Origin of the sequence: Flavobacterium gillisiae, assembly GCF_900107635.1 — a bacterium.
GTDB classification, from domain to species: Bacteria; Bacteroidota; Bacteroidia; order Flavobacteriales; family Flavobacteriaceae; genus Flavobacterium; species Flavobacterium gillisiae.
Genome location: NZ_FNRD01000009.1, coordinates 139,902 through 152,796, shown reverse-complemented (window position 1 = coordinate 152,796; position 12,895 = coordinate 139,902). Strand labels below are relative to the sequence as shown.

The following is a 12,895-nucleotide window of genomic DNA, read 5'->3' as shown; positions in this document are numbered from 1 at the left end:
AATTTTGGCAAAAATAATAAAAAACAAAAAATGAAGACAATGAAAAATTGGTTACTCTCTGGATTACTGTTTTTAATGGTTTCAACGGCATTTTCTCAAGGGAAAATTACAGGAACTATTACTGACGGACAAGGTACACTACCTGGTGCTAATGTTGCAATCAAAGGAACTAAAACTGGCGTTTCTGCAGATTTTGATGGTAAATTCTCGATTAACACAACCGTTAGTCCTGGCGAATTAGTTATTTCTTTTATAGGTTTCGAACCTAAGACAGTTAAGTTTTCTGTTGCAGAAGGAACTACAAAAAATTTAGGAACTATCGTTTTAACTTCAAATTCTAATGAATTAGATGAAATTGTAGTTACAAGTAGTATTCTTGATATTGCTAAGGATAGAAAAACTCCTGTTGCAGTTTCTACAATCAAAGCATCAGAAATTCAAGAAAGGTTGGGTTCTCAGGAATTCCCTGAAATTTTAGCAAACACTCCTTCAGTATATGTTACAAAACAAGGTGGAGGTTTTGGAGATGCCCGAATTAATATTCGTGGATTTGACCAAAGAAATATAGCCGTAATGATAAACGGTGTGCCGGTAAACGATATGGAAAACGGAGCTGTATATTGGAGTAACTGGGCTGGACTTTCTGATGTGACTTCTGCAATGCAAGTACAAAGAGGTTTAGGTTCTTCTAAATTAGCTATTTCATCTGTTGGGGGTACAATAAATGTAATCACTAGAACTTCTGAAATGAAAGAAGGTGGATCAGTTTCTACTTCTGTTGGTAATGCTGATTATTTGAAAGTACAAGGTTCTTACTCTACTGGTTTAATGGATAATGGTTTTTCAGCATCTGTTTTGTTGAGTTCGACTACTGGAGATGGATATGTTGACGGAACTAAATTTGAAGGGAAAAATTATTTTATTGCATTTGGTTACAAACCAAATGACAAACATGATCTTCAATTCACTTTCACTGGAGCTCCTCAATGGCACCACCAAAGAAGTTTTGCTAATCCATTATCAGAATATATTAAATATGGTTCTAACGGAGAGCCAAATATTAAATATAACTCTGACTGGGGTGTTAAAAATGGTGAAGAATTTTCTTGGGCTAGAAACTTTTATAGTAAGCCGGTTGCTTCGTTAAATTGGGATTTCAAAATCAATGACAATACAACATTATCATCTGTTTTCTACGGTTCTTGGGGACGTGGTGGAGGAACTGGAAGTATAGGAAAAACTCCTTTCTCTTATAAAACAGCTAATGGTTTAGTTCCATTTGATGAATTTGTAAAATACAATACAGGTCAGCCTAATACTATTGGAGCGCCTTTAACAGCAGGTGCTGATGGTCAATATTTAACAGATAGACGTAACGGTTTTACAAGAAGAGCTTCAATTAATTCTCATGACTGGTATGGAGCTGTTATTGATTTGAATAAAAAATTATCTGATAAATTAATACTTGATTTTGGTATTGATGTAAGAACATATACTGGTTATCATTTTAGAAATATTAATGATAGGCTAGGAGCTGACGGATATAAAGATGATAGAGATATCAATAATAGAAACAGGGTTTTATATCAAACCTATGATGCTTCTCCTGACTTGAACCCATTTACAAATATTAAAGGTCAAGAGAAAATTGAATATAACAATAATGGTTATGTAAACTGGTTAGGTGCATTTACGCAATTAGAGTATTCTAATGAGAATTTATCTGCATTCTTTCAAGGGGCAGTTTCTCAACAAGGATTTAAAAGAGAGGATACTTTTACTTACTTGGAAACTGATCCTTTGTACAAAACTGATTTTGAAAATATCTTAGGAGGTAACGTTAAAGGTGGTGTAAATTATAATATTAGCGAAACAAGTAATGTGTTTGTTAATTCTGGTTTTTATTCAAAACAACCTTTCTTCAACGCTGTTTATCCTAATAACCAATCAGTTGTTGCGTCAAACTTAGTAAATGAAAAAGTTTTAGGTTTAGAAGCTGGATACGGTTACCGTTCAAGATTCTTTACTGCTAATCTTAACGTGTACTATACTTCTTGGAAAGATAGATACCAAAGAAGTTCTGACCGTGATATTGCTAACGTAGGTGGATACTATGATTTTAATGGTATTACTGAGATTCACTCAGGTGTAGAATTAGAGTTGAATGCTAAGCCGTTACCAAGATTAAGTGTAAATGCAATGTTGTCAATTGGTAACTGGGTATATGAAGGGAATGTTAATAGCAACAGATTTGATGCTAATAACCAGCCAATAGATGGTGGAACTTCAACTACTTTGTACTTAGATAAAGTAAAAGTTGGTGATGCTGCTCAGAACACTGCGAGTATTGGTGCTAAATATGAAGTATTTGAAAGAGTTAGTTTTGATGCAAACTATAGATTAGCTCAAAAATTATATGCTTCAATTGATCCTACTAATTTTTCAACTGAAGTTAATAATGGATCATTAGAATTGCCATCTTATGGATTAATGGATGCTGGTTTTTCTTATAAAATGTTAGTAGGAAAAGATAAAAGGAGCTCGGTTAGCTTTAGATTAAATGTTAATAACGTTTTAGACGAAGTTTATATCTCTGAGTCTAGAACAAATATTTTCACTACTGATAATATTGATTCTAGAAATCCTGCAAAAGGTACTTATGCATCAAATAACATGGTGTATGATGGTGTAGCAACTGGAAATCAAGTTTTCTTCGGATACGGAAGAACTTGGAATTTCAGTCTTCGTTATAACTTCTAGTAGTAGATAAAAAAATAGAATTGAATCTGGAATTAATTCAGAACAGTTTGAATAATGACTTTTTAACTTATTATGTTGTAAGTCAATTCATTTCAAATAAATAAAAAAGCAGGTGAGTAATCACCTGCTTTTTTTGTTGTATAAACTTTAAATACGCACAATTGTGCGGGCCCTTTGAGGGAAAGTGGAGCTTTTACAGTCTTGATTTAAATTTAAATCAAGGCTTTTTTTATTTTATTAGGATTCATAATTTTTTAATTTTTAGGTGTTTTTTGTTTAACCTATAAAAACGCTTTTTTTTAACGTTTTTATTACGAAATATTGAAATTTAATTTCAAAAGAGCCTGAAAAGCAGTAAAAATTCAAAATTATGTTAAATTACACTGAGTCATGTCTTTTTATTAACAAATAATTAACGTTAGTTTGCCAAAAATGTTAGATTTTTGCCAAAAATTTTTAATTTAAAAATCATGAAAAAATTATTGAAGTTATTTTTAATACTGGTTGCATTTATAGGTGCGGGGACTAGTATTTATGCTCAAGGTAATACAACTTCTTCTATTAATGGGGTAGTTTACGACAGTGAGTCAGAATCTTTGCCTGGAGCATCAGTTCTTGCAACTCATGTATCATCAGGAACTCGTTATACAGCTACGACTGATATTAACGGTAATTTTAGAATTTCTAACATGAGAGTTGGAGGTCCTTATAAGGTAGTTGTTACTTTTGTAGGGTTTAGAACATTTGAAGATAGTAATGTTTTTCTTCAATTAGGGGATTCAAAAAACTTCAAAATAGTTTTAGCCGATGAAGCTAGTGAACTTAAAGAAGTTGTAGTTAAAGGGCTTAAGAATAATACCTTTAATTCAAAAAGAACAGGTGCTCAGACAGTAATTGATTCAGATAAAATTAAATCATTACCTTCTCTTTCAAGAAATATAGCAGATTTTGCTAGATTAACTCCACAAGCTCAATTACGTGGTGATGATGTTCTTTCAATAGGTGGTCAAAATAATAGATTCAATGCTATTTACATTGATGGAGCTGTAAGTAACGATGTTTTCGGTTTAGCTGCAAATGGAACAAATGGTGGGCAAACTGGAGTTAGCCCAATATCAGTTGATGCAATTGAACAATTTCAAGTGAGTGTTGCTCCTTATGATGTGAAATTATCTGGTTTTGCAGGTGGGGCCATTAGTGCGATTACTCGCTCAGGAACTAATAATTTTGAAGGTTCTGCTTATTATTTAAATAGAAACCAAGATTTAGCAGCGAAAACACCTCCTTCTTTAGCGGGTACAAATCCAAGAACAAAATTAGCTGATTTCTCTGCAAAAACTTACGGAATAAGAGCTGGTGGATCTATTGTAAATGATAAATTATTTTATTTCATTAACTATGAAAAACAAGATAATGAAACTCCTCAGCCTTTCGATATAGCTAATTACACAGGTCTTTCTGCAAGTAGATTAGGAGAATTAAGAGCTAAACTTGCTACTTATGGATATGATCCAGGTTCTTTTGAAAATAACGTAAGAACTCTTGTAAGTGATAAATTGATTGGTAAGATCGATTGGAATATCAATGACAATCATAAACTATCTTTAAAACATAGTTATGTAAAAGCAGAGAATTTTTCACCAAGTAGATCTTCTGCTTCGGCAATAAGTTTTATTAATGGTAGCCAGTTGTTTAATTCAACAACTAATTCAACAGCTTTAGAATTAAACTCAAGATTTGGAAATAAATTTTCAAATAATTTAGTTGTAGCTTATACAAAGGTAATTGATGACAGAGGTGCAGCTGGTGATCCGTTCCCAACTGTTCAAATTTTTGATGGTTCTTCACAAAGTATTTATTTTGGAGCAGAAGGTTTCTCTACTGCCAATTTTTTAAGTCAAAAAGTATTGACCGTTTCTGACAATTTTGAAATTAATGCAGGAAAAAGTACAATAACTATTGGAACTCATAATGAATTTTCATCTTCACGTAATGTGTTTTTTGGTAATAACTTCGGTGCATACAGATACAATAGTTTAGATGATTTCTTACTAGATAAAAGACCAAACAGATTTCAGATGAACTACTCTTTGATTGGTGGTGAAGGTGATGCATCTCTAGGAGCTGCTGAATTTAGCACGAAACAATTTGGATTTTATGTTCAAAATGAAATGAGGTTAAATGATAACTTCAAACTTTCATATGGAGTTAGGGTAGATGTTCCAGTTTGGGAAGATGGTTTAGTAAATCCTGATTTTAATAATAGAACAGTTGGTTTATTAGTAGCTGCTGGTAAAGATTTAAAAGGAGCGCTTGTGGGTCAAGGTATTACAAGTACTGCTCACATTGCACCACGTTTAGGTTTTAATTATGATGTTAACGGTAAAAAGTCAACTCAGTTTAGAGGTGGATTAGGAGTGTTTACTTCTAGGTTGCCTTTAGTATGGCCAGGAGGAACTTATAATAATAATGGTATTACTCAAGGTGCTATTTCTATTACTAATGCTACTCAAACACCAGTTTTTAATCCAAATCCTAGTGTTGCTAGTCAAATTGCACCACTTCCTGCATCATATCCACGTCCAGGTTCTGGAGGAAAAGGTGGTAATATAGATTTATTCGCAAAAGATTTTAAATTACCTCAGGTATTTAAAGCAAGTTTTGCAGTAGATCAAAAATTACCATTAGGTTTTGTTTTCACATCTGAGATCACTTATAATGATAACCTTAGTGCAGTTAAGTATGAAAACTTAAATATCAAAGATGCTTCAAGCAGACTTTCAGGAGCTGATAGTAGACCACGTTACAATGGAAACTCAAGAGTAGACCCTACTTATTTAGGTGTTTATTTAGCTTCAAATACAGATGAAGGGAAAGCTCATAATATCTCTTTTACATTGACTAAAAATTTCAAATCTGATTTTATTGATGCTAATATTTCTGGAACTTACTCTTATGGTAAATCAACAGTTTTACTAGATGCAACTTCTTCTCAAAATAGTTCTCAGTGGAACAATACTGAAACGGTTAATGGTGCAAATTCATTAGCGCTTTCTAGATCTGATTTTGATCAAGGTAGAAGGATTATCTCTAATGGTAATGCAACTTTCAAATGGAGTAAATTTACCAAAAGTAGATTAGGATTTTTCTATGAAGGAGCTCAAGGAACTCCAATTAGTTATGTTTATAATGATGCTGGTCGTTTGTTGCAAGATACGTTCTCTAACTCAGCATTGATTTACGTTCCTGCTACTCAAAGTGAAATTAACCTAGTTTCTACTACTGCAAATACATTGTCGCCTCAAGCACAATGGGATGCTCTTAGCACATTGATTGAAGGTAATGAGTATTTAAGAAGTAGAAAAGGTACTTATGCGGAGCGTAATGGTGATCGTTTAAAAACATCACACATTGTAGATTTAAAATTCGCACAGGAGTTTATTATCACTTCAGGAAAAAAGAAACATACATTGGAATTTACAGCTGATATTTTTAACTTTACAAACCTTTTGAATAAAGACTGGGGTAAAAGATATTTCACAAGTAATGACCAAGTTCAGTTGCTTAAACAAGAAGGTTTCTTAACTGGAACAAATACACCAACATTTAGTTTTGATCCTAAAATTGGAAGTAATATTAATCAAATTGATGATGTAGGTCTTAATTCATCAAGATGGCAAATACAAACAGGAGTTCGTTATACTTTTAACTAATATCTGTTAACTTTAAAAAACCCTCATTTCAATTAGAAATGAGGGTTTTTTTTGGCCTTTTTTGTTTATATTTGAACTTCAAAAACAAATTATATGTACGAATTTTTAAAGGAATTTCATTCTGGGTGGGCTTATATCGCTCTTGTATTATTAGTTGTCGCAGTTGTAAATGCTTTAATGGGGATGTTTTCCAAAAAAGAATTTACTGCTAGGGATAGGAAAATTGCGATTTTCGGATTGATAGGAACGCATACTCAATTATTAATTGGATTGATTTTGTATTTCGTTTCTCCGCTTGGTTTTGCTTCATTAGGACAAATGTCTGATAAAGCATTGCGATTAACTTCTTTAGAGCATCCACTAATTAATATAATTGCTATTACATTAATCACTATAGGGTGGTCAAAACATAAAAAATTGACAACATCTGAATCTAAATTCAAGACTTTTTCTATTTTTTACGGATTGGGATTGTTGCTTATATTGAGTAGAATTCCATGGTCAATGTGGTTATAAAAAAACAAAAAAAGTCCTATTTATAGGGCTTTTTTTATCAAGGTATGGTTTTTGTTTAAACAGAGTCGAACTAAAAAGTTAATAATGAGAAAATCAATAACAGTCCTTTTTTTATTTGCCATTGTTGCATTGGTGAGTAGTCAAAGCCAAATTATAAATAATCAAAAAACGTCAACTCAAAAATCTGTAATTCAAAAGTCTACAGTAGCACCTAAAGATACTGTCAAAAAGACGAAAGTACTAGTTCTTCCGCAAGTCCAAGAAGTTAAAAAAGATACGGTAGAGGATAAGATGGGTGAATTGGTTCTGTACAAAAAAGATGCTCATGCCTCATATTATGCTGATAAATTTCATGGTAGGAGAACAGCGAGTGGGGCACTATTCGACATGCACAAATATACTGCAGCTCATAAAAAATTTCCATTTGGAACTAAATTAAGAGTTACAAATCAAGCAAATGGACAATCTGTTATTGTAGAGGTTACAGATAGAGGACCGTTTGTGCGATCTAGAGAAATTGATCTTTCTAAAATAGCTTTTATGGAAATAGCAAAAAATAAGGGTGCTGGAGTTATGATTGTAACGATTGAAGTTTTTAAAAAATAATTAGCGCCAGTTTGTAAAAGGATTGATGCTTAAATTGGAATTGTAATACCGATTGTCATTTGTCACTTCTTTCCCTAGCCAATTTGGCTTTTCAAAAGTTTCATCTTCAGAGTGAAGCTCGATTTCGGCAACAACTAATCCTTTGTTTTCGCCATAAAATTCGTCTATTTCATAGATGTGATTTCCTATTTTTACCTCAAAGCGAGTTTTATCAATGACTCCTTTCTCACAGAGTAACAATAATTTGTTTGCTTCGTCTACGGGAATTTCTTTTTCCCACTCAAAACGGGACATGCCTGTCTCGTTTGAAGCTCCTTTTATCGTTATAAATGCTTTGTCTCCTTTTGTTCGAACACGAACGGTCCGTTCAGGAACGGAGCTTAAATAACCCTGTTTAATGCGTTTTTGAGAAAAGGCTTCTTTTTTATAAGTGTCTGATGTAACTAAAAATTTTCGTTCTATTTCTATCATATAAAAGTGTATTTGTTTTAAGTGCAAAGATGTCATTACCGTCTGGGCGATCCGGAATTCAAATGTATCAAATATATATACTGGAATAGAATGTTTTCATAGAAAAGCTATTTAAATTTGTATCATGTCCGAAAGTATCCCAAATAGAAAAATCATACACATCGACATGGACGCTTTCTATGCTTCTGTGGAGCAAATGGATAATCCTTCCTTACGTGGGAAGCCCGTTGCTGTGGGTGGTTCTGAAAATCGGGGTGTTGTTGCGGCGGCAAGTTATGAGGCTCGAAAATTCGGTGTGAGAAGTGCTATTAGTGGAGTTATGGCAAAGAAAAATTGTCCTGAAATTATTTTTGTCAGTCCGCGATTCGATAGGTATAAAGAGATTTCGGGTAAGATTCATAAAATTTTTAGAGAGTATACTGATTTAGTGGAGCCACTTTCACTGGACGAAGCGTATTTAGACGTTACTCAAAATAAAAAGGGAAATCCCAGCGCAAGCCTCCTTGCAGAAGAAATTAGATTGCGTATTTTTAATGAAGTAGGACTAACCGCATCAGCGGGAATATCAATCAACAAATTTGTTGCTAAAATCGCTAGTGATTACAACAAACCCAATGGTCAAAAAACAGTAAATCCAGAGGATGTAATTACATTCTTAGAAGACTTACCTATTCGCAAATTTTATGGAGTTGGGAAAGTAACGACTGAAAAAATGTATCAATTGGGAATATTTACCGGAGTTGAGTTAAAAAGTAAATCATTGGAATTCCTGGAGAAACATTTTGGAAAATCAGGAGGCTTCTATTACAATGTCGTGCGGGGAATTCATAACAGCGAAGTCAAATCAGATCGAATTACAAAATCAGTTGCAGCAGAGCATACTTTTGATAGTAATCTGTCTTCGGAGATATTTATGATGGAGCAATTGGAAAATATTGCAAATACCTTAGAGAGAAGGCTTAAAAAACACAATATTTCTGGCAAAACGGTTACTTTGAAAATAAAATATAGTGATTTTACCCAGCAAACCAGAAGTAAAACTTTGCCTTATTTTATTGCTGACAAAGGATTGATTTTAGAAACGGTAAAAGAGCTTTTATATCAAGAACGCATGAAAGATTCAGTTCGGTTGTTAGGAATATCCTTGAATAATTTAAATACAGAAGTTAAGAAAGCGGTTGTGGTTCAGTTAAAATTCAGTTTTTAAATTACACTTAATCAGCTTAAACAAGAGTTAAACCGCGGGAAATATTATTTTATATTTTTATTTAAAATTATATTTGTTAAAAAAGAAATGCTATGTTAGATTTTAAACAATACGATAGTGCATTTGCTAAGCATCATGATAGTCTTGATATAATGATTACGCCCATTTTGTCGTGGGGTTTTTACAGGGAATCCATAAATGATGTAAAAAGCATCTATGTCGATTGCAATAAATTAAGTCTAATTGCAAGCAGTAGTAAATGGGGAGTAAAGGATTGGGATTTCAAAAACAAGCTAAAAGAGGAAGTAATTATTGTTACTGACACTAAATTAGAGATTGTTTTTGCTTCACATAACCTTACTAAAATGAATGGTTATAGAGAAGAAGAGGTTATGGGTAGGAGCCCAAAAATGTTTCACGGGTCTGCTACGAATTCACTAACTTCTAATGAAATTAGAAAAGCCATCCAATTGCAAGAGCCTTTCGAAAAAACAGTTTTGAATTATAAAAAGAATGGAGATACTTATCTTTGTCTAATTAAGGGATTTCCAGTATTTAATAGAAAAGGGGAGTTATCTCATTTTATTGCCTTTGAAAAAGCAGCATAAAAAAAGCCCTTTTTATTTGAAAAAGGGCTTTTTTATGTTTTATAAAATCTAGAATTAATCTTTACTTGAAAGCTTAGAAAGCAATCTCAAAAACTCAATATACAACCATACAAGAGTAATCATCAAGCCCATTGCGCCAAACCACTCCATGTATTTTGGCATTTTTTCTTGTACTCCTTTTTCAATTCTGTCAAAGTCCAAAAACAAGTTCAAAGCGGCGATAATAATTACAAATACACTAATACCAATACTCATCATCGAATTACCGTGGTGAACTGGCTGAAAGCTGGTAAACATAGAAACAACCCATGAGATAAGGTAGTAAGTAGCTATGGCTAGTGTAGCTGCTACAACAACTGATTTAAATTGTTCAGTTACTTTAACGATTTTGAATCTGTATAGTCCTAAGCAAACTGCAAATGTTACAAATGTGGCTCCAACGGCTTGTATTACAATCCCGGGATATTTAGCTTCAAAAATAGCAGAAATTCCGCCAATGAATAGACCTTCGAATAAGGCGTATCCAGGCGCTAAATAGGGTGAGTATTGTGGTTTGAAAGCGGCAATAACCACTAAAATTAATCCTGCTATAGCACCACCAATTGTGGGTACTATGGGGTTAGTACCATTAAAAGCCATCCACCAAATCACCATGGCAGAGGCAATAAGTAATAAAAATAAAAGTAAGGTCTTATTGATTGTACCAGACAAAGTCATCTCTTGATCGTAATCAATAACCGTAGCGTGGTGTACTTGTTCTTTTCCAGATGCTGTTGTTGCCGAAAAAGATTTATTAGTTAAAAAAGGGTTTTTCGATTTGAAATTCATGTTGAATAAAATTTATTTTTTCAAAGGTAAATTAAAATAAAATTAAGGACAAAAAAAACCGACCTGTTTAATTTCTTACAATACGGTTTTTATGGATGTAATCATATGCTACTTCTTTAATTTGATTTCGAAATGAAATTTTAAAAATCTTATTTTTTTTTAGTAACTTTAGTTTAATCTTAAAATCAGACTGTTATGAGCAATAAAAGACCGATTGTTTGGTTCGAAATCTATGTAGATGACATGGAAAGAGCCACAAAATTCTATGAAACTATATTGGATGTTATATTAGAAGGATTGCCCAATCCCACCAACGATGACATGCAAATGAAGACTTTTCCTGGAGATATGGACGGCTATGGTGCAAATGGCGCTTTAGTAAAAATGCAAGGATTTCAAGCAGGAGGAAATTCCACCCTTGTTTATTTTGGAAGTACTGACTGCATAACAGAAGAGCAACGAATTGAAAAAGCAGGGGGCAAAATCTTCAAGCCTAAAATGTCTATTGGAGAATATGGATTTATTACTTTATTTATGGACACTGAAGGGAATATGGTTGGATTGCATTCGATGGACTAACGTAAAATGTAGTACGCTTAGATCTTACTTATTTTCTTTAGTATAAATAATCATAAGTTGTGTAATTGCTTACAGACATGTGTTTCACTAAACAGTAAATGTATTCTAGGAAATTAAAAAATCCGTCTCATTTAGTAACGAGACGGATTTGATATTTATTTTTGGATAGTTTTACTATTCTATTTCTGAAACTCTCATAGTGTTGACCATTCCTTTTTCTTTAATAGGCATTGCAGCTAAGTTGATCAGGAAATCTCCTTTAGTTACGTATCCTTTTTCTCTTGCGATTTCATTAACATCAGTTACGGTATCATCAGTACTTACGATTTTATCGTAGTAATATGATTTTACTCCCCACAACAAACTTAGTTGTGTAACGATTCGTTTGTTTGATGTAAATACTAAAATATGTGCTGATGGTCTCCATGCAGATATTTGAAATGCAGTATAACCACTATTTGTCAAAGTGCAAATTGCTTTTGCTTTAATAGCATCGGCCATAATTGCAGCATGACGACAAATTGTTTTAGTGATAAAACGTTTTGTTTTAATTTGCGGTGTATTTTGAGGTACTTGAATTAACGGAGAATTCTCAACAGCTTTAATAATCTGTGTCATTTTCTCAATTACTTGTACTGGGTAATTACCTGTAGCAGTTTCACCAGAAAGCATTACAGCATCTGCACCATCCATTACTGAGTTAGCAACGTCATTTACTTCAGCTCTTGTAGGAGTTAAACTAGTGATCATTGTCTCCATCATTTGAGTAGCAACAATAACTGGAATTCTTGCCATTTTTGCTTTACGAATCAATTCTTTTTGAACTAATGGTACTTCATGTGCAGGAAGCTCAACTCCAAGGTCACCACGAGCTACCATTAAGGCATCACAATAAGCAACAATCTTGTCTATGTTTTCTAATGCTTCCGGCATTTCTATTTTGGCAACAATTGGAATTTTATAATCTGAATGCTCAGCAATCAGATTTTGTAAGTCTTTTAGATCTTGTGGTGTTTTTACAAAAGAAAGTGCAATCCAGTCTACTTTTTGTTCGATAGCAAAAATAGCATCGGCAATATCTTTTTCTGTCATTGCAGGAAGAGATATTTTTGTATTAGGAAGATTAACTCCTTTTTTAGATTTCAATTCACCACCTTGGATTACTCTAGCAACTACTTCTGTGTTTTTGTCAGTTTCAACAATTTCAAAAATTAGTTTCCCGTCATCTAATAAAATTCTTTCTCCTGGATTAACATCGTTTGGAAAGTTTTTATATTTCATGAACACTTTTTGAGCTGTTCCAAGAATATCTTCTGCAGTTGTAAACGTAATTAAATCGCCGTCATTTACGACAACTCCTTCATTCATTACACCTACGCGAAGTTTTGGACCTTGTAAGTCACCTAGTATTGCTGTAGTGTATCCATACTCATCATTAAGATCTCTAATGATTTTCATCTTTTCTTTGACATCTTCATAATCAGCATGAGAAAAATTTACTCTAAACACATTTACACCTGCGTCAATCATATCTTTTATTATCTCTCTTGTACTACATGCAGGTCCTAGTGTCGCTACAATTTTGGTTTTTTTGCTTGGAATCATTT

General features: G+C 33.1%; 10 protein-coding genes. 7 read left to right on the top strand and 3 right to left on the bottom strand.

Annotated elements, in window-relative coordinates:
* The first annotated feature begins 30 nt into the window (after positions 1-30).
* The 4 genes from BLV35_RS13355 to BLV35_RS13340 all read left to right on the top strand — a co-directional run bounded on the left by BLV35_RS13355 (position 31) and on the right by BLV35_RS13340 (position 7,595).
* The gene (locus BLV35_RS13355) at positions 31-2,760 is read left to right on the top strand and encodes a TonB-dependent receptor (RefSeq protein WP_091091136.1); all 2,730 of its coding nucleotides are present in this window, start codon (positions 31-33) and stop codon (positions 2,758-2,760) included.
* Positions 2,761-3,230: 470 nt separating this feature from the next.
* Positions 3,231-6,473 carry a TonB-dependent receptor gene (locus tag BLV35_RS13350; RefSeq protein WP_091091133.1) on the top strand — a complete coding sequence of 1,081 codons (3,243 nt, stop codon included), beginning with the start codon at positions 3,231-3,233 and terminating at the stop codon, positions 6,471-6,473.
* 93 nt (positions 6,474-6,566) lie between these two features.
* Positions 6,567-6,989 (top strand): hypothetical protein, encoded by a 423-nt coding sequence (locus BLV35_RS13345; RefSeq protein ID WP_091091130.1) that lies wholly within the window; start codon positions 6,567-6,569, stop codon positions 6,987-6,989.
* 84 nt (positions 6,990-7,073) lie between these two features.
* On the top strand, positions 7,074-7,595 hold the full coding sequence (locus BLV35_RS13340; protein ID WP_091091127.1) for a septal ring lytic transglycosylase RlpA family protein: 522 nt from the start codon (positions 7,074-7,076) through the stop codon (positions 7,593-7,595).
* Here the strand turns inward: BLV35_RS13340 and BLV35_RS13335 are convergent, their stop codons facing one another.
* Positions 7,596-8,066, bottom strand: a complete 471-nt coding sequence (locus BLV35_RS13335; RefSeq protein ID WP_091091124.1) for a CYTH domain-containing protein — start codon at positions 8,064-8,066, stop codon at positions 7,596-7,598. It lies immediately after the preceding gene.
* 124 nt (positions 8,067-8,190) lie between these two features.
* Between BLV35_RS13335 and dinB the strand changes: the two genes are divergently transcribed.
* Complete coding sequence (gene dinB / locus BLV35_RS13330) at positions 8,191-9,273, top strand: DNA polymerase IV (RefSeq protein WP_091091121.1); 1,083 nt, start codon at positions 8,191-8,193, stop codon at positions 9,271-9,273.
* A gap of 92 nt (positions 9,274-9,365) precedes the next feature.
* A complete protein-coding gene (locus BLV35_RS13325) occupies positions 9,366-9,881 on the top strand; it encodes a PAS domain-containing protein (protein ID WP_091091118.1) in 516 nt (171 codons plus the stop codon).
* A gap of 54 nt (positions 9,882-9,935) precedes the next feature.
* On the opposite strand, the gene BLV35_RS13320 is transcribed toward BLV35_RS13325, so the two are convergent.
* The gene (locus BLV35_RS13320; protein ID WP_091091114.1) at positions 9,936-10,709 is read right to left on the bottom strand and encodes a Bax inhibitor-1/YccA family protein; all 774 of its coding nucleotides are present in this window, start codon (positions 10,707-10,709) and stop codon (positions 9,936-9,938) included.
* A 195-nt stretch (positions 10,710-10,904) separates the two neighbouring features.
* Between BLV35_RS13320 and BLV35_RS13315 the strand changes: the two genes are divergently transcribed.
* Entirely contained in the window at positions 10,905-11,288 is a 384-nt protein-coding gene (locus BLV35_RS13315) for a VOC family protein (RefSeq protein ID WP_091091111.1), read from the top strand.
* Positions 11,289-11,462: 174 nt separating this feature from the next.
* On the opposite strand, the gene pyk is transcribed toward BLV35_RS13315, so the two are convergent.
* Positions 11,463-12,893 carry a pyruvate kinase gene (gene pyk / locus BLV35_RS13310; RefSeq protein WP_091091107.1) on the bottom strand — a complete coding sequence of 477 codons (1,431 nt, stop codon included), beginning with the start codon at positions 12,891-12,893 and terminating at the stop codon, positions 11,463-11,465.
* Positions 12,894-12,895: the final 2 nt, after the last annotated feature.

Bases quoted from the DNA above. Each gene is read 5' to 3' on its own strand.
- BLV35_RS13355 (WP_091091136.1), top strand. From the start codon at position 31: ATGAAGACAATGAAAAATTGGTTACTCTCTGGATTACTGTTTTTAATG.
- BLV35_RS13350 (WP_091091133.1), top strand. From the start codon at position 3,231: ATGAAAAAATTATTGAAGTTATTTTTAATACTGGTTGCATTTATAGGT.
- BLV35_RS13345 (WP_091091130.1), top strand. From the start codon at position 6,567: ATGTACGAATTTTTAAAGGAATTTCATTCTGGGTGGGCTTATATCGCT.
- BLV35_RS13340 (WP_091091127.1), top strand. From the start codon at position 7,074: ATGAGAAAATCAATAACAGTCCTTTTTTTATTTGCCATTGTTGCATTG.
- BLV35_RS13335 (WP_091091124.1), bottom strand. From the start codon at position 8,066: ATGATAGAAATAGAACGAAAATTTTTAGTTACATCAGACACTTATAAA.
- dinB (WP_091091121.1), top strand. From the start codon at position 8,191: ATGTCCGAAAGTATCCCAAATAGAAAAATCATACACATCGACATGGAC.
- BLV35_RS13325 (WP_091091118.1), top strand. From the start codon at position 9,366: ATGTTAGATTTTAAACAATACGATAGTGCATTTGCTAAGCATCATGAT.
- BLV35_RS13320 (WP_091091114.1), bottom strand. From the start codon at position 10,709: ATGAATTTCAAATCGAAAAACCCTTTTTTAACTAATAAATCTTTTTCG.
- BLV35_RS13315 (WP_091091111.1), top strand. From the start codon at position 10,905: ATGAGCAATAAAAGACCGATTGTTTGGTTCGAAATCTATGTAGATGAC.
- pyk (WP_091091107.1), bottom strand. From the start codon at position 12,893: ATGATTCCAAGCAAAAAAACCAAAATTGTAGCGACACTAGGACCTGCA.